The following is a 17,600-nucleotide window of genomic DNA, read 5'->3' as shown; positions in this document are numbered from 1 at the left end:
ATAAATGCCACAATTTAAATTTGAAAAAGAACGCGTGATACAGCTATTTTGTTTATTATCAAAGTATTTATAAAAGATTAAATATAGGTTATCAAAAACTTTATTTGTAAATAAATAAGGATTAATGGTGAAATAATAGTAACTTCGCGTTTTAATATTTTATAATGAACAAAGGAACAGTAAAATTTTTTAATGACTCCAAAGGATTTGGATTCATCACAGAAGAAGGATCAAACAAAGATCATTTTGTACACATTTCAGGCTTAATTGATGAAGTACGTGAAGGTGACGAAGTAGAGTTTGACCTTAAAGAAGGTAAAAAAGGAATGAACGCGGTAAACGTGAAAGTATTATAATATACATTTGACTTTTTTAAAACACAAGCCTGTCTATATAGACAGGCTTTTTTGTTTATAGAAAGAAGGTTTTAATAAAATCTTCTTATCGCTTTAAGAATTTTATCGGCTCGTTTTAGTTTAAGTTTTTTGATATATTTATATGATCGATTTAGAATTTTTTGAACTCGAGAGTTGTTTTTATAATCTTTTCGTGTATTGTATAAATCTAAGGCGATTTGCAGATCATCAGGAGTAAAAGAAACACCAGTATATTGCTGAAGGATTTGTAAATAAGTGAACCCAAATTCTGCTGTAGGTTCTATCATAGTCCCTTCTCCAAAGTCATTCCATGTAATAATCTGAATAAAATCTGAGAGTTCATGATGAGTATAGTTAAGAGTTTCTACAAAAGTATGTCCTTGATCAGTATCAATCGTCCAGTCATTTATTCCATCAGACCATCCACCTTCTGCATAGAAACTTTTAAATCCTGGATAAGAGGATCCAACAGTAATATTGTTTTGCATTTGATATGTATCATAATAGTAGTCATGAGCAAGAAGGTGATCTTTATCTACCCATAAAAATTCGCCTGTTGCATTTACCCCAACCCGATTCTTAGCAGCCCATAAGGTCAAGAAATCAGGACGATTATCTGCGGGTAAAATATCAAATACTTGATTCCATTCATTTTCTGTAGTCAAAAAATCAGGACCAAATATAAATAGTACGTTTTTATCATTGTATTTGATATATTCTGGACTCGAAAAATACTGTTCATTAATGTATGTAAGATCTTCTTGAGCAGCTTCTATGATGTTTGAAGATAATGACTGAGCTGCAGCTTGTGCTGCCACTCGATCTTCATACATGATGGCAAATTGCATTCCCAAATCTTCTAGAGTACCAATAAAAGTTTCTGTAGATTGTTTAATTAGCCCATAGTCATGTAAGTCTCTACTGCCATACCAGTCAAAGATTACACCATCGACTCCAGAAAGTTTCATCATTAGAAAATGATATTCTTGTAAGTCTGGATCACTAGATGAGTAAGGACCAATAAGAGGATAATAATAAGAGGCAATTTGTAACGTATTATTTTCATTTTTGATTTCGGGATTCTGATTGCTCATAGTCCAATGTTGGCCCCAATACCCATCAAAATCTTTATTCTGAAACCATGGGAGATAATGTACATAGACTTTTTTAGGATTTTCTTTGACGATATCCATATGAGAAATATCTACAATATTTCCTTTTTCTTCAAGTTCTATAAATTCCAACTCTTCTTCTAATACCTTTAATAATTCTGCATCGGTATAGGTAGAATCCTGAACAGTTTCTGAAATAGATAACTCTTCTACTTGTTGTTCTTCAATAGAAATGATTTCTTCTTTTTCACAAGAATACAAGAAAATGATTATAAAAAAAATGGAAATAGTAGGTTTACACCAAGATCTTAACATAGTACACATAATTAAAATAGTTACACCAAAAAATTGTCTAAAAGAGTTTAGTTTTATTGTACTAAGGAGATTTGTGAATAATTAGACTACGAATCCTTTTCTTACCTAAGTTTTGGATTCATACAATTTTTGACGAAATGAGGGTTTTACCTCTATGTGTTACGTTATTTGTGTTAAAAGTAATTAAATTATTTTGCTTCGGAAAAATATTTTTGGTTTTTTTTAACATTTTTCAAATTGTACATTGTTTTCAAAACCAGTGTTTTATGATGAATGGCCTATGTTTTGGTAGTGTTGATAAATTTTTTTTATGAATGAATAATTAAGAAATAGTATGAATGATTTATATGTACAACATACAATTGTATTTTAACTATAAAATTCTTTTGTATGGATATTAAACGAACAGGACATATTCTTTATGTGAGAAAATATAAAGAATGTATACTATTTTATAGTACCGTTTTAAAACTGGATATTTTGTTTCAAAATAAAGAATTAACATGTTTTGATTTTTTTGGAACATATTTAATGATAGAAAAGGAAGATAGGGCAGATTATTTGAGTCTTGATGGAGGTGTCAAAAAGGCATTTAGTTGTATTCGAATGCACGTTATAAACGTAAAAGAGATAGTCCTCGATTTAAGTGCAGAAAAGATACCAGTAGAATATCAGGAACATAGTTGGGGTGTTGTAGCAAAGTTTTTTGATCCAGATGGAAATCTTCTGGCATTTAAAGATGAAGAAACGTTTGCAAAACAAATAAAAGAATATATCAAATAGAATAACTTTTATATATACCTAAATAGAGAAGAAATAGGTCAGTAAGTTTTAATTCTAAATACACAATCGTATTTTTGAAAAACAAAAAAGTTGTATAAATGAAAATTGTAGTATCTCCAGCCAAATCATTAGATTTTGAAACCGCATTACCCACTAAAAAACATTCATCTCCAGTCTTTCTACCAGAAGCAGAAAAGTTAAATGGAGTGCTCAAAAAGAAATCTCCAAAAAAGCTTTCTGAGTTAATGAGTATAAGTGATAAACTTGCACAACTCAATTGGCAACGTAATCAGGAGTGGAGTCTTCCTTTTACTGTAGAAAATGCAAGACCTGCAATATATGCATTTAGCGGTGATGTATACACAGGATTGGATGCGTACACACTATCAGAAGAAAAATTAAATCTGTTACAAGATCAATTAAGAATACTTTCTGGATTATATGGCATCTTAAAACCCTTGGATCTTATGCAGCCATATCGTCTTGAGATGGGTACAAAACTTAAGATAGGACGAAAAAATAATTTGTATGAGTTTTGGAAAAAAACGGTTACGCAACAGATAAACGAAGAGCTACAGGAGGATGAATTATTCATCAATCTTGCGAGTAATGAATACTTTAGTGCAGTAGATACAAAAGCATTAAAAGTTCCTGTAATCACCCCTCAATTTAAGGATTGGAAAGGAGATAAACTTAAAATGATTAGCTTTTTTGCAAAAAAGGCGCGAGGTATGATGGTGCGTTATATTATTGATACTAATGCAAAAACTATCGAGGATTTAAAAGGATTTAACTATGAAGGTTATGGTTTTAGTGAAGAATATACCACCAAACCTAATGAGTTGGTTTTTGTGAGATAGTGTAATCATTATCATCCGATTCTTAAGAAAAAGTGTTTTTTTCTTACTATTAAACATAGTGTTCCTGGGTAGGTATTAGCTTTTAAGTAAGTACCATTCTTAAATGTATCTAATTTTAGTATCTTCATCCCTAATATTTACAACACAAATTATTAGATGCAAAAAATTATCAATTTCCTTGATAAGATTGGTGAAAAAATAGGGGTGCTGGTTAGTTGGATTGCTGCTTTACTTGCTGTGGTTATAGGTCTTGATGTGATTGCTCGATATATATTTAAGTTTACTTATGTATGGATAATAGAAATAGAGATTTATCTTTTCGGAATGTTATTCTTATTAGCTTCAGGATATACCTTTAAATACGGAAAGCATGTTAGGGTAGATGTATTCTATAATAAACTTTCTAAAAAAGGAAAAGCATGGGTTGATCTTTTAGGGGGCGCTTTTTTATTAATACCATGGTGTTATGTAGTCATTGTTTCCTCATGGTATTATGGGCTATCATCTTTTATGATTGGAGAAAGCTCTCCTCAGCCAGGAGGCTTACCAGCTTTATATGTACTTAAATTTTGTATTACTTTGGGGTTTGTTTTTTTATCACTTCAAGGACTCTCTAATATGCTGAAATCAATTCAAACTATATTTAATAAAGATCAGTAAATGGAGTACTTAGCAATACTATTATTTGTAATCATTTTTATTCTGATTTTAAGAGGATACCCGGTAGCTTTTACACTAGGGGGGATCTCAGTAGCATTTGCTTTTGGAGTATCAATTTTTGCTCCGGAACAGTTTCAGATGTCCACTTTTTATTTACTTCCATCCAGAATTATGGGGGTAGTGAATAACTATGTATTAATGGCTGTACCTTTGTTTATTTTTATGGGAATTATGTTAGAAAAATCTGGACTAGCTCAGAGTTTATTAGAAACTATGGCTATGATGTTTGGACGAGTTAGAGGTGGTTTGGCAATTTCTGTTGTGATTGTGGGGGCATTATTAGCAGCTTCTACAGGTATAGTAGGCGCAACTGTAGTGACTATGGGGTTAATAAGCTTACCTACTATGTTAAAACGAGGATATAAAACAGAACTAGCTACGGGAGTAATTGCATCTTCAGGAACTTTAGGACAGATTATACCACCTTCTATTGTACTGGTTTTACTAGCAGATACGATTAATAGTTCATCGAGAGGAGCAGCATCTGTAGATGTGGGTGCTTTGTTTTCTGCAGCTTTGTTACCCGGGATTATACTTGTTGGTTTATATATTCTTTATATCCTGATAAAATCTTTTATTCATAAAGAAGATGCTCCCAGTATTCCTGCAGAGGAAATAAAAGAATTCAGGGGAGATAACTTTACAATAAAAATTATAAAAGTATTATTTCTACCAATACTATTAATTGTACTGGTATTAGGGTCTATTTTTACTGGAGTGGCTTCTCCAACAGAAGCCTCTGCAATAGGAGCGATTGGAGCTACAATATTGACTATTATACAAAAGAAGTTTTCATTCAATATTTTAAAAGAAGTAGCTCAAGAAACTGCTAAGCTTACCTCAATGGTATTTTTTATTCTCTTAGGAGCAACAACATTTACGTTAGTATTTAGAACTCTTGGTGGAGATTCGTATTTACAGGAATTGATTATGTCATCAAACCTAACACCTTTACTATTTTTGTTATTAGTAATGGTAGTAATTTTTATAGCTGGGTTTTTTATTGATTTTATAGAAATTGTTTTTATTATAGTTCCTGTAGTAACCCCTATTTTTAATGCTTTTGGGATGGATATGTTGTGGGTTGGGATTTTGATTGCATTAAACTTACAAACATCATTTTTAACTCCACCTTTTGGATTTGCACTATTTTATCTTAAAGGGGTAGCTCCAGAAAGTGTAAAGACCAGTCAAATTTATAGAGGAATTATACCTTTTATAATCATTCAATTGATTATTGTTGGGGTAGTAGTATTTTTTCCTGAGATTATTTTTATCTCTAAATAATTTTGATTTTAGTTCTATTAGATAAAGCTAAAAGTATATTTCATAACTTATTTATAGTACATATGAAGTTCGATAAAACTCAAAAATATAAAGCAAAAAAATCACTGATATTGGTATTGATATCCACGTTATTCTTTTCTTGCCTGGGAGATCCTCCTGCAAGTATGAATACCAATTCATATGACGTAAGCAAACCGGATAAAGTATTTTATTGGAAGATGACCACAACATGGCCACCTAATTTTCCTGTAGTAGGTGAGGTCGCAGAAAAATATGCTGAATGGGTTGATGAGTTGTCTAATGGACAAATCAAAATTAAGGTATATGGAGGAGGAGAATTGGTTCCTCCATTAGAAGCTTTTGATGCGGTATCCCAAGGTAGTGTTGAGATGGGGTGTGGCGCAGCGTATTATTGGGCCGGAAAAACACCTGCTGCTCAGTTTTTTGCTGCAGTACCTTTTGGTATGAATAGTCAACAAATAACGTCTTGGTTAGAAGTTGGAGGAGGATATGAGTTATGGAAAAAAACTTATGCTAAATTTAACCTTGTTCCGTTTATGGGTGGAAATACCGGTGTTCAGATGGGAGGATGGTTTAATAGAGAAATTAATTCTATAGAAGATTTTAAAGGATTAAAAATGCGCCTTCCGGGGATTGGAGGAAAAGTGCTAGAAAAAGCAGGCGGAGCTGCAGTGTTGGTAGCAGGAAGTGAAGTGTATACAAGTTTAGAAAGAGGAGTAATTGATGCAACAGAATGGATTGGTCCATATCACGATTATAAAATGGGATTTCACAAAATTGCAAAATACTATTATACTCCGGGATGGCATGAAACAGGTTCCCAGTTAGAGTTTTTTATTAATAAAAATTTACATGACGGTTTGCCGCCTCATTTACAAGCGGTATTACAAGCAGCAGCTAAAAGAGCTCAGGTATGGGTTTTGTCAGAGTTTGATAAACAAAATGGTATCTATCTAGATAAATTAGTGAATGAAGAAAATGTCGAGATTCGAGAATTTTCTAAAGAAACTTTGGATGCATTAAGAGGATACACAGAGGAAGCATTACAAGAAATGATAGGTGATGATCCTTTGTCAAAAGAAGTATATGAGAGCTATTCTAATTTTCAAAATAGAATTGCGAAATGGTCCGAAGTAACGGAGAAAGCGTATTATAATAAAATACAGAAGTAATATTAATTCTTAATTGGATACTACAAAAAAGCCGTTTGAGTTATTTAACTGAAACGGCTTTTTACAAGTTAACAATAGAATTAGAATATTAAATCATCATCTGCTGTTTCAAGATCAACATTGGTTGTATTTCCTTCAGCATCAGTTACAGTTACAATACTGTCACATTCACCATTTCCAAAATCTAAAGTCTTGGTAACTGTATTTTCGGTGTTTTTGATAATTCCACTTACAGGATATTCACAATTATCTTCAATACGTAGAGGAGTTGTAGTTGTAAATGAAAATAAATCGCCGTTACTAAACTTCGCACTACCATTATTAGTACTTAAGCTATAAAACTCAAAAGTATCATTATTTGTAAAAAATTCATTTTTTCCAGTTTCTTCAATGGTAGCAGTTAAACCATCTGCCCATGCAAAACCTATATTAGAAGTGGTATTAATGATTTCTCCTTGTTCTGTAATAGAAATAATCAGTTTGGTTGTACCATTTACAGTCATATCGTTGAAAACAAGATTTTCCATAGTTTGATCTGATGTGATAGAAATGTTTTCGCCGTTAAAATCAAAAGAGAAGGACATTAATATTTTACCAGAAATGACATCTCCTTCTTCAACTTCACATCCATCTCCAAAATCGATGGTTACAGTACCACCTGTCTGATCTTCATTTAATTCCTGATTTATAGTGTAGCAATCACTCATTTTTTGACTGAATTTGCCAGAAGATCGCATACCAGTATTAATAGCACCCGATGTTAAATCGTTTATTTGATCAGTAGCTGCTTCCAAACTCTTGTATTGTTTAGAAGTAGAGGCTTCGGCATTTATGCCTCCATTATTATCCCCATCATCATCACTACTACAACTGAATAAAAAAGCGGTAGCTATAATTAAACTGACAAATGGGATGATTTTGTTTTTCATAATAAAAAGGTTTAATAGATTGTTTATGTTTATTTATTGGACGGCAAAACTAAATGATAAGGTTTTTGAGAAAATTAAAATCGAGTTAATTTTTTTGTTAATTGTGCTTTTCTTAACAGGGGTTTTCCCCCTGTCTCTTTTTGTGTGTACTTAGCAGAAATATATATAAGTATTCGTTAGGATAATTATAATGAGAGTTGCAGGGATATGAGGGTGTACATCATACTAAATTTATTTTTACAATAAAAAAAGATTTAAAAGAATTTATTCAAATTATTTCGAATGTTATTTTTTTAATAATACAACCGTTAGTTTTTGGTTATGCAATAGAGTTTTTTTAGTTTCTAAGTCACGTTATAAGTTATTTTGACTTATATATTTTGAGTATTCTATTGCATAGCATATTTCTTATCAATATCTTCGCAGCGAATGTTCGCTAAAAGTGTTTTTAACTCAAAATTTACAATATGCAAATCAAGAAGGTTTTAGTTGCTAATCGAGGGGAAATTGCAATCCGAATTTTTAGAGCATGTACAGAAATTGGATTGCAAACGGTAGGGGTATATACGTATGAAGATCGATATTCTTTGCATAGGTATAAAGCAGATGAAGCTTATCAAATAGGTGAGAATCACCAGCCGTTAAAACCATATCTTAATATCGAAGCGATCATCAAAGTAGCTAAGGATAATGATGTTGATGCAATTCATCCAGGGTACGGGTTTCTTTCAGAGAATGCTGATTTTGCGCAACAATGCCTAGAGAATGATATCATTTTTATAGGACCTAAAGTTTCTGTTCTTCGCTCTTTGGGAGATAAAATTACAGCTAAAAAAGTAGCTATAGATAATGATATACCAATCATTCAAAGCAATAAGGAAGATCTGGTGGATATTAAAATAGCTATAAAAGAAGCTAAGCGTATTGGATTTCCTGTTATGTTAAAAGCAGCTTCAGGAGGAGGAGGCCGAGGTATGAGAGTAATTCGCAATAAAGAAGAATTAGAAAAAGCTTATCCCGAGTCACGTAGAGAAGCTCTTAATGCTTTTGGAGATGATACGGTTTTTCTTGAAAAGTTTGTAGAGAATCCAAAACACATAGAAGTACAAATTGTAGCTGATCAATATGGAAATATGGTACACCTTTTTGAACGTGATTGCTCTGTGCAACGACGATATCAAAAAGTAATAGAATACGCTCCTTCTTTTGGAGTGTCAGAACAAATAAAACAAGATTTGTATGAATATGCGCTTAAAATATGCAAAGCCGTAGACTATAATAATATTGGTACCGTAGAATTTCTGGTGGATGAAGATAGTAGTATCTATTTTATTGAAGTAAATCCTCGTGTACAAGTAGAACATACCGTTACAGAAATTGTCACAGGAATAGACTTAATCAAAGCTCAGGTTTTTATTGCAGGAGGATATAAACTATCGGATAAACAAATAAAAATAGAAAGTCAGGAAAGTCTTAAAACCACTGGGTTTGCATTACAGTGTAGAATAACTACAGAGGATCCAGAAAATGATTTTAAGCCAGATTATGGTACGATAACAACCTATAGAAGTGCTTCTGGATTTGGAATCCGATTAGATGCAGGAAGTGTATATCAGGGAGTAACGATTTCTCCATTCTTTGACTCGATGTTGGTTAAAGTTTCTGCAAATAGTAGAACTTTGGATGGAGCATGCAGAAAAATGCGGCGAGCACTTTCAGAATTTAGAATACGTGGCGTAAAAACCAATATGCCATTTTTAGATAATATTCTAAAACATGAAACTTTTAGAAAAGGAGAGGTAACCGTTAATTTTATTCAGAATACAAAATCTTTATTTACAATCCGAGAATCTAGGAACCGCGCCACCAAACTAGCAAATTTTTTGGGTGATATTATAGTGAATGGAAATCCGGATGTTAAAAAAATAGACCCAACTAAAACTTTTGTTACCCCTATAGTTCCAAAATTTGATGAAACCGCAGGATATTCAAAAGGAACTAAAAATATATTAACCGAATTAGGCCCGGAGAAGTTTGCCACATGGTTAAAAAATGAAAAGAAAGTTCATTTTACTGATACTACAATGCGAGATGCTCATCAAAGTCTAATCGCAACAAGGATGAGAACTTATGATATGATAAAAGTGGCAGAAGGGTTTGCTAAAAATCATCCAGAAATCTTTAGTATGGAAGTTTGGGGAGGTGCTACTTTTGATGTTTGTTTACGTTTTCTTAATGAAAATCCATGGGAAAGACTACGCGCATTAAGAAAAGCTATGCCTAATCTATTACTTCAGATGCTAATTCGTGGATCTAACGGAGTAGGATATACCGCATATCCTGATAATTTGATAGGAAAGTTTGTAGAACAATCCTGGGAGAATGGAGTTGATGTTTTTAGAATTTTTGATTCGTTAAACTGGATGAAATCCATAGCTCCATGTATAGAACATGTTCGTACAAGAACACAAGGCTTAGCAGAAGGCTCATTGTGTTATACGGGAGATATATTAGATCCTAATAGAACTAAGTATACGCTTGATTATTATATTCAGTTAGCAAAAGATATTGAGAATGCAGGAGCTCATATTCTTGGTATAAAAGATATGGCAGGATTACTTAAACCGTATGCAGCTTATGAATTAGTTTCTGCCTTAAAATCAGAAATTAATATTCCAGTACATTTACATACACACGATACCTCTTCAGTGCAATCGGCAACATATCTCAAAGCAATTGAGGCAGGAGTAGATGTAGTGGATGTAGCTCTGGGAGGTCTTTCGGGATTAACAGCTCAACCAAATTTTAATGCAGTACTTGAGATGATGAGGTTTCACGAACGTGAAAATGTTATGGATACTTCCAAGTTAAATGAGTATTCTAATTATTGGGAAGCAGTACGTGAATATTACTATGTTTTTGAGTCTGGGCTAAAAGCAGGAACAGGAGAAGTGTATCAACATGAGATTCCGGGAGGACAATATTCAAACCTTAAACCGCAAGCAGAAGCATTGGGACTTTCTGATCGTTTTCATGAAATTACTAAAATGTATGGAGAGGTTAATGAGCTTTTTGGAGATATCGTTAAGGTTACACCAAGTTCTAAAGTAGTGGGCGATATGGCTCAGTATTTAGTAAGTAATAACTTAACTATAGAGGATGTAAAAGAAAGAGGAGAAACAATTTCATTTCCACAATCAGTAGTGAGTTTGTTTAAAGGTGAATTGGGGCAACCCGTAGGGAAGTTTCCTAAAAAATTACAGAAATCAATTCTTAAGGATCAGAAACCATTTACGAATAGACCTAATGCACATTTGGAGCCTGTAGATTTTGAAACTGAATTTAAAGACTTCGAAAAAGTATTTAAAAAAGGAATGGGAAGGGCATTGGATATTACCGATTTCCTTTCTTATAAACTATACCCAAAAGTTTTTACAGGAGCATATAATCATCATTTAAAATATGGTAATGTGATGAATATTCCGACCAAAAACTTTTTCTATGGGATGACTCCTGGAGAAGAAATCATTATAGAGTTGGATAAAGGGAAAATTCTGCTGATAGAATTGATATCAATAGGAGAACCTCATGAAGATGGAAAAGTTACTATATTCTTTAAAGTAAATGGTCAAACCAGAAATGTAGAAGTACAAGACAAATCAATTAAGGTAGATAAAGTGATAAATGCCAAAGTTGATAAAACAGATATCAAACAAATAGGAGCTCCGCTGCAAGGTTCTTTATCTTCTGTATTAGTTAAAACGGGTCAAGAGGTTAAAAAGAATGATCCGTTATTTGTTATTGAAGCTATGAAAATGGAAACGACTATTACGGCTAACGAAAATGCTGTAATCAAGAAAATTGTACTCAAACCTGGTACAATGGTAAATGCTGATGATTTAGTAATTATGCTTAAATAGTTTTACCTACTTTTACGGGATGCAGTACTTTTTAATCATTGCCTTACAAGGCTATTGTGTTTATCACGCGATCAAGAATAAAAGTAATTATTATTGGTTTTTTGTTATTATGCTTCTGCCTGTATTAGGAAGTATTATATACTTATTTACTCAAGTTTTTAATAAGAAAGATTTGGATGTGGTTCAGGATGAAATTGTTAATGTTATCAATCCTACTAAAAAAATTAAGGATTTACAGAAACAATTAGATTTTGCAGATACTTTTCAGAACAGAGTAAATTTGGCAGATGCATTATTAGAAGCAGGAGATTATACTTATGCTATACAAGAATATGAAAAAGCACATAATACAAACAATGATGTTGGAGTGCTTAAAAAACTTATAGAGGGATATTATCAAATTAAAAATTACGAAAAAATTATTTCGAGTGCAGAAAAGATAGTAGATAGATCAGATTTTAAAGGTTCCCGAAGTCAGTTTTTATATGGTTTAGCATTAGAAGAAGATCAACAGTCTGAAAAAGCAGAAGAACATCTACGGCAAATAGATCAACGATACTCTAATTATAAAGAGCGCTATACTCTCGCTCAATTTTTGCTAAAAAAGGGAAAAACAGAAGACGCAAAAGAGATTTTATTCGAAATCCTTACAGAGGCACAACACATGTCCAAGCCTAATCGTAATAAATATAGAACAGTAGTACATGATGTAAAGAAATTAGTTTCTTCTATTTAGACATCCCATAATATGTATTCCTTTTTTGAAATAATTGTGTTTAGTACTATTGCTTTTTTCAAAATATAACATATGCTTAATATGTTTATGTGTTTGAATTTCTTACTTTTAGAAGTATTACTAAATATATCTACCCTTTAATGACAAATACATCATACTGAACTTTTCAGTTGTTGTTTTCTGTTAAACGTATACTTTACAATTACTCTTTGATAAATAGACATAAACCTTGGTGTCGGTAAATTTTCAAGGATTTTTAATTTTAATTCATGTATTATGTTTAAAAAACTCTTAAACCTTAAAGGAACTTCAAAAATTAGTAAAAAAGAACAAAAAACCATCTCTGGTGGTGGATCAAGAGGGAATTGCTATCCGTTTTTTCATTTAGGTCCTTGCAGACTTGATTGTAATTGTCCTGGTACAACTGCCAGCCAGCCTTCTGGGGCTAGTCAATTTTGCCTTTTAAACTACCCGGCGATAATACGTAATGCTACTCAATGTGGTGGATCGGGAGGTGGAATCGAGATTGATGCATAGTCAAATAATGTATCATTTTGTTTATAATCTAAAGAGTCATAGTCACAATATGACTCTTTTTTTACCCTTTTATACAGGATAATAATAGTCTATACTCATGAAACTACTTTGTAGTTCAGAAAATCTTTCTATTTTTACATTGCCTTAACATTTCTGGGAAACATTGAGAATCAGACCTATTCAAATATCATTATTTATCCTATTCGTATTAGGGGGATTGTTCGGTCTCATGTTTTTGAGTGAAAAAGGGGGCGTTCAGAAAGCTCAAACTCAGGATGATGGATTTTCTTATGAGGGAGTAGCTGTTAAATATCCGGCATATACTACTTTTTTGGGTTTAGAGAAAGATTCATCTCTGACACGACAAGATGTTTTAGAAGTTACGCAAATTGTAACACCATTAGATATTGAAACAAGTGAAACCAAGAATGATATTGCTTTAGCAGAAGAAATAAAACAATTACCTGATTTCTCCAAAATTGATACTACTCGAATCGTTAGGATTAAATATCCAGAAGAAAACCCGGATTTTGCAACAGAATTAAGAGAAAAACTCTCTTCAAAATCATGTCGTATTATACATTATGGAGATTCTCAAATCGAAGGAGATCGTATAACAGGGTATTTACGTAACAGACTCCAGGGGATGTATGGTGGGAGCGGTCCTGGGTTTATTCCTGTGTTACCAGTCTATAGACAGATAAGCGCTGTTGTAGAGCCAAGTGAACACTGGGAGCGTTTTGCGTTTTTTGATCCAACCAAGAAAAAGTTTTCTCATAAAAAATATGGAGCCTATTTATCAGTTTCACGGTTTACAGCATATCAAAAAGTACTTCCAGATAGTACAGCACTTGATTCCTTACCAATCATAAAAGCTTCTGTAAAGATTGGTAAATCAAAGAAAACATATGCCAAATTCAGGCGATTTACAAATATTGGTCTACACTATGGTAATTGCAATTTCCCAATAAAAATATCAGTATATAATGATGGTAATCTGATTCAACAAGATAGCCTGATTGCAGATGGAGGATACCATCAATACAAAATTCGAACTTCGGTTACTCCAACAGATTTAAAAATCGAACTAGAAGGCAAAGTTAGTGCAGATTTTTATGGACTTACCTTAGATGGTGGTTCTAGAGTACAAATTGATAATGTGGCAATGAGAGGCGCTTCGGGAACTATTTTTGCAAATTCTAATGCGTCGACCTATAGCCAAATGGTAAGGCAATTGAAGCCTAAAATTGTGATCATGCAATATGGTGGAAACACAATGCCATATCTTAAGGATTCTATAGATGTAGAAAAATATGCTAAACGAGTAACGAGCCAGGTAAATTGGATCAGACGACGTGCAAAAAATACAAGTTTCATATTTATTGGACCTACAGATATGTGTCTTCCGGTAAACGGTAAAATGGAAACCTACCCGATGTTACCGTACCTTAATGCAAAACTAACAGAAACCTGTCTAGAGAATAATGTTGCATATTGGAGTATGTTTGATGCGATGGGAGGAAAAGGATCTATGAAACTATGGGTAGATGAAAAACTCACAGCCAAAGATTATATGCATTTTACCTGGAAAGGAACCAAAATAATTTCAGAACTATTTTTTACAGCCCTATACCTTGACCTTAAAGAACCTGAAAACAATGATGATGCGTAGCAAATTACTCTTTTACCTATGCCTTTTTGCCTTACCAGCAATGGCACAAACTTATGTTTTAGACACCGTACGAGATAAATATCCTTTTGTGAATTGGAAAGCGAACACTATCAAGATGGCAGAGGATTCTCCAGCGTTTAAAAAACTCTTTCATAAACTAGATACGATTGCAAAAGGAGGAGAAGAAAATCTTCATATTTTTCATATTGGAGGTTCTCATATCCAGGCAGATATTTATTCAAACCGTTTGAGGTCTTATCTTCAGACAATGAGCCCAACCTCAAAAGGGCAACGAGGATTTATTTATCCTTACAGTATTGCCAAAACTAATAACCCAGGAAACTATAGAGTCAAATTTGATGGGGAATGGAAAGGATACAGATGTTCGGTAAGAAAAGATAGCGTAGCGTGGGGATTATCAGGTGTAACCGCAGTTTTTAAGGATACAATATCCAATGTTAAATTAAAAGTTAATGGGAATAACTATCATGAAAATATGTATGATTTTAATAAAATCAGGATCTTTTATGATAATTGGAGTACAGACTATGAAATATCTTTTAAACAAGATTCTATAATTTCTGAGGTCAAAGAGGATAAGAAAGCACATTTTATCGAGTATACTTTAAATACAACAGTAGATGAAGTCGAGTTTTGTATTCGCAAAGTTGAAAATGTAGAAAATGCAGAGTTTTTAATGATGGGGATAGAATTAATGAATGAAAATAAAGGGATTGAATATACTTCTATCGGAGTAAACGGAGGTAGTTTTTCCTATTATGATCGTTGTAAATATTTTGAAGATCAACTAATGTTATATACTCCTGATTTATTTATTGTATCAATAGGTACCAATGATGCATACCACCCTGATTTTAATCCGGATTCATATAAAACATATTATACTGATTTAATTAAATTGGTACAAAAGGCAAATCCAGATTGTGCTGTATTACTTACTGTACCTAATGATTCATATTATAAGAAGAAATTTCCTAATCCTAGAACTCGAGTGGCAGAAAAAATTATTTATGAAGTTGCCAAAGAACAGAAAATGGCGGTTTGGGATTTTTATGAAATTATGGGAGGGTTCAATTCTTCGCAGAGTTGGTATACTCATAAATTGATGCCTCGCGATCGGATTCATTTTACAGTAATGGGATACCGAATAAAAGCAGACCTTTTGTTAGAAGCATTGGCACATTCATGGGAGAACGAACTACAATTGGAACCAAACTCTATTTTGACTCAGATTATTAATGAATAGACTCATTGACATATTTTCTTTTTCAGAAGATTTCCCATTAATCTTTACACAGGCAAATTTCTGGATTTTCTTTGCAGCAATCTATTTTATTTATGCCATAGTTTACCGTAAAAAAGCGCTACGAAGTGCTTATCTTTTTGCAATAAGCCTTTTATTCTATTATAAAACCAGTGGTCTTTTTATAGGGATATTATTGTTTAGCACGGTCAATGATTTTTTTCTGGGTAAGGCTATTTATAATAGTAAATCTATTATTTTTAAAAAAATATTAGTTGCGATAAGTGTTATTATTAACCTGGGGACGCTCTGTTATTTTAAGTATGCTTATTTCTTTACAGATTCCTATAATTATTTATTTCAAACTGATTATGAAGTTATAAATTATCTGGCACAATGGGCTAACACCTGGAGTGAAGTGGATTATTTTACGGTTGATAAAATTATTCTTCCTGTAGGAATTTCCTTTTATACTTTTCAAACCATTAGTTATAGTGTAGATATTTATCGAAAACAAATCAAACCTCTAAAATCGATTATAGATTTTGGTTTCTTTGTGAGTTTCTTTCCTCAATTAGTGGCTGGACCAATTGTAAGAGCGGCAGATTTTGTACCGCAGATTCGAAAAGAGATTAATATTACCAAACAAGACTTTGGTAATGCTACTTTTATGATCCTAAAGGGGTTAATCAAAAAAATGCTCTTTGCCGATTATATTGCGGCTAATTTTATGGATAGGGTCTTTGATGTCCCCGAGATGTTCTCTGGATTTACTAATATTATGGCAATGTTTGGATATTCATTGCAAATCTATGGAGATTTCTCTGGATATACCGATATAGCTATCGGATTAGCATTACTTATGGGATATAAATTACCTGTTAACTTTAATTCACCCTATAAAGCAATTCATTGTGGAGATTTTTGGAGGCGATGGCATATTTCCTTATCAAGTTGGCTCAAAGATTATTTATATATACCCATAGGAGGTAATCGTAATGGAAGTATTTTTTCATATATCTTCATAACAGTGTTTACTTTTTTAGGAGTATTTGCTTATGCAGATTTTGGAATTGCCATTATAGCAACTGCGGGGATAGGGTTGGTATTAATCATTACTCTATTTTCTTCAAAATTAGCATGGCATTTTAATCGAAATGTAAATATTATGATTACCATGCTAGTAGGAGGGTTATGGCATGGAGCTTCCTGGAAATTTGTAATCTGGGGAGGATTAAACGGATTAGGAGTTGTTGTTTATAAATATTGGCGAAAAATCAGTCCTTATGAAAATTCTAACGCATGGTTGGCTACGGTATGGAAAATAGGATTTACCTTTATATTTATCACGTTTACACGAATCTATTTTAGAGGTAATAGTATGGATCATATTAGTCGCTTCTATCAACAAGTAGCAACCAATATGGACTGGAAAAATGCGTTGCTTGTACTTTGGGAATACCGTACAGTTTTCATCATAATGGGGATTGGGTATATTACACATTGGTTGCCTTATAAGACCAAAGATTGGATTTTAGAGCAGTTTATAAAAAGTAATATAGTGATTAAAGCAGTTGTAGCTATGGTAGTCGCTATTATATGTTATCAAACGTATGCGGCCGATTTTCAACCCTTTATTTACTTCCAGTTCTAAAAATATCTGATGCATAGGATTAGAATTTCCTATTTGTCATTCCAGCGCAGGCTGGAATCCTTTTTATAATTGATAGTGTATCTTTTTGGGCGTGCCCCTGCACTACATTTCGGGTCGGGCTATTCGCTATATCTTTCTTATTTGTTATGCTAAGCTTGTCGAAGTAGACAAATAAAAAAGGATGCCACTACTATCCCTCACGCGATATCATATATATAAACAGAAATTAAAATTTAAAAAA

General features: G+C 32.8%; 14 protein-coding genes. 12 read left to right on the top strand and 2 right to left on the bottom strand.

The genetic code is table 11. The features are described from left to right. The first annotated feature begins 164 nt into the window (after window positions 1–164). Window positions 165–356: a cold-shock protein gene (locus PQF96_RS04240; RefSeq protein WP_034244160.1), complete on the top strand. Its 192-nt coding sequence runs from the start codon at window positions 165–167 to the stop codon at window positions 354–356. A 71-nt stretch (window positions 357–427) separates the two neighbouring features. Here PQF96_RS04240 and PQF96_RS04235 read toward each other — a convergent pair whose 3' ends face one another. Beyond that, window positions 428–1,750 (bottom strand): glycoside hydrolase family 71/99-like protein, encoded by a 1,323-nt coding sequence (locus PQF96_RS04235; RefSeq protein ID WP_271765194.1) that lies wholly within the window; start codon window positions 1,748–1,750, stop codon window positions 428–430. A gap of 444 nt (window positions 1,751–2,194) precedes the next feature. Here PQF96_RS04235 and PQF96_RS04230 point away from each other — a divergent pair, with 444 nt between their 5' ends. The 5 genes from PQF96_RS04230 to PQF96_RS04210 all read left to right on the top strand — a co-directional run bounded on the left by PQF96_RS04230 (window position 2,195) and on the right by PQF96_RS04210 (window position 6,647). Further along, window positions 2,195–2,587 (top strand): glyoxalase/bleomycin resistance/dioxygenase family protein, encoded by a 393-nt coding sequence (locus tag PQF96_RS04230; protein ID WP_271765193.1) that lies wholly within the window; start codon window positions 2,195–2,197, stop codon window positions 2,585–2,587. A 98-nt stretch (window positions 2,588–2,685) separates the two neighbouring features. Continuing rightward, window positions 2,686–3,447 (top strand): peroxide stress protein YaaA, encoded by a 762-nt coding sequence (gene yaaA, locus PQF96_RS04225; RefSeq protein WP_271765192.1) that lies wholly within the window; start codon window positions 2,686–2,688, stop codon window positions 3,445–3,447. 156 nt (window positions 3,448–3,603) lie between these two features. Then, window positions 3,604–4,107, top strand: coding sequence for a TRAP transporter small permease subunit (locus PQF96_RS04220; protein ID WP_271765191.1), 504 nt, complete (start codon window positions 3,604–3,606; stop codon window positions 4,105–4,107). Further along, the gene (locus PQF96_RS04215) at window positions 4,108–5,454 is read left to right on the top strand and encodes a TRAP transporter large permease (RefSeq protein WP_109438939.1); all 1,347 of its coding nucleotides are present in this window, start codon (window positions 4,108–4,110) and stop codon (window positions 5,452–5,454) included. It abuts the gene before it with no gap. Window positions 5,455–5,516: 62 nt separating this feature from the next. Continuing rightward, on the top strand, window positions 5,517–6,647 hold the full coding sequence (locus PQF96_RS04210) for a TRAP transporter substrate-binding protein (RefSeq protein WP_271765190.1): 1,131 nt from the start codon (window positions 5,517–5,519) through the stop codon (window positions 6,645–6,647). A gap of 80 nt (window positions 6,648–6,727) precedes the next feature. Here PQF96_RS04210 and PQF96_RS04205 read toward each other — a convergent pair whose 3' ends face one another. Next, window positions 6,728–7,576, bottom strand: a complete 849-nt coding sequence (locus PQF96_RS04205; RefSeq protein WP_271765189.1) for a hypothetical protein — start codon at window positions 7,574–7,576, stop codon at window positions 6,728–6,730. A 467-nt stretch (window positions 7,577–8,043) separates the two neighbouring features. On the opposite strand from PQF96_RS04205, the gene PQF96_RS04200 reads away from it, so the two are divergent. From PQF96_RS04200 to PQF96_RS04175, 6 genes are all read left to right on the top strand, one after another. Next, window positions 8,044–11,496, top strand: a complete 3,453-nt coding sequence (locus PQF96_RS04200; RefSeq protein ID WP_271765188.1) for a pyruvate carboxylase — start codon at window positions 8,044–8,046, stop codon at window positions 11,494–11,496. Window positions 11,497–11,515: 19 nt separating this feature from the next. Further along, window positions 11,516–12,232 (top strand): hypothetical protein, encoded by a 717-nt coding sequence (locus PQF96_RS04195; RefSeq protein WP_271765187.1) that lies wholly within the window; start codon window positions 11,516–11,518, stop codon window positions 12,230–12,232. Window positions 12,233–12,508: 276 nt separating this feature from the next. Then, a complete protein-coding gene (locus tag PQF96_RS04190; protein ID WP_109438934.1) occupies window positions 12,509–12,769 on the top strand; it encodes a hypothetical protein in 261 nt (86 codons plus the stop codon). Between the two features lie 235 nt (window positions 12,770–13,004). Next, window positions 13,005–14,441 (top strand): GDSL-type esterase/lipase family protein, encoded by a 1,437-nt coding sequence (locus tag PQF96_RS04185; protein WP_160114379.1) that lies wholly within the window; start codon window positions 13,005–13,007, stop codon window positions 14,439–14,441. After that, window positions 14,434–15,708: a GDSL-type esterase/lipase family protein gene (locus PQF96_RS04180; RefSeq protein ID WP_160114378.1), complete on the top strand. Its 1,275-nt coding sequence runs from the start codon at window positions 14,434–14,436 to the stop codon at window positions 15,706–15,708. Before PQF96_RS04185 ends, PQF96_RS04180 begins: the two co-directional genes overlap by 8 nt. Next, window positions 15,701–17,359, top strand: coding sequence for an MBOAT family O-acyltransferase (locus PQF96_RS04175; RefSeq protein WP_271765186.1), 1,659 nt, complete (start codon window positions 15,701–15,703; stop codon window positions 17,357–17,359). The genes PQF96_RS04180 and PQF96_RS04175 overlap by 8 nt, the downstream gene beginning before the upstream one ends. Window positions 17,360–17,600 lie beyond the last annotated feature (241 nt).

This window comes from Aquimarina algiphila, from assembly GCF_947494415.1.
GTDB classification, from domain to species: Bacteria; Bacteroidota; Bacteroidia; order Flavobacteriales; family Flavobacteriaceae; genus Aquimarina; species Aquimarina algiphila.
Note: the sequence above shows the minus strand (reverse complement) of the source record. Positions and strands in the feature narration are given on the sequence as shown.

Bases quoted from the DNA above. Each gene is read 5' to 3' on its own strand.
- PQF96_RS04240 (WP_034244160.1), top strand. From the start codon at position 165: ATGAACAAAGGAACAGTAAAATTTTTTAATGACTCCAAAGGATTTGGA.
- PQF96_RS04230 (WP_271765193.1), top strand. From the start codon at position 2,195: ATGGATATTAAACGAACAGGACATATTCTTTATGTGAGAAAATATAAA.
- yaaA (WP_271765192.1), top strand. From the start codon at position 2,686: ATGAAAATTGTAGTATCTCCAGCCAAATCATTAGATTTTGAAACCGCA.
- PQF96_RS04220 (WP_271765191.1), top strand. From the start codon at position 3,604: ATGCAAAAAATTATCAATTTCCTTGATAAGATTGGTGAAAAAATAGGG.
- PQF96_RS04215 (WP_109438939.1), top strand. From the start codon at position 4,108: ATGGAGTACTTAGCAATACTATTATTTGTAATCATTTTTATTCTGATT.
- PQF96_RS04210 (WP_271765190.1), top strand. From the start codon at position 5,517: ATGAAGTTCGATAAAACTCAAAAATATAAAGCAAAAAAATCACTGATA.
- PQF96_RS04205 (WP_271765189.1), bottom strand. From the start codon at position 7,576: ATGAAAAACAAAATCATCCCATTTGTCAGTTTAATTATAGCTACCGCT.
- PQF96_RS04200 (WP_271765188.1), top strand. From the start codon at position 8,044: ATGCAAATCAAGAAGGTTTTAGTTGCTAATCGAGGGGAAATTGCAATC.
- PQF96_RS04195 (WP_271765187.1), top strand. From the start codon at position 11,516: ATGCAGTACTTTTTAATCATTGCCTTACAAGGCTATTGTGTTTATCAC.
- PQF96_RS04190 (WP_109438934.1), top strand. From the start codon at position 12,509: ATGTTTAAAAAACTCTTAAACCTTAAAGGAACTTCAAAAATTAGTAAA.
- PQF96_RS04180 (WP_160114378.1), top strand. From the start codon at position 14,434: ATGCGTAGCAAATTACTCTTTTACCTATGCCTTTTTGCCTTACCAGCA.
- PQF96_RS04175 (WP_271765186.1), top strand. From the start codon at position 15,701: ATGAATAGACTCATTGACATATTTTCTTTTTCAGAAGATTTCCCATTA.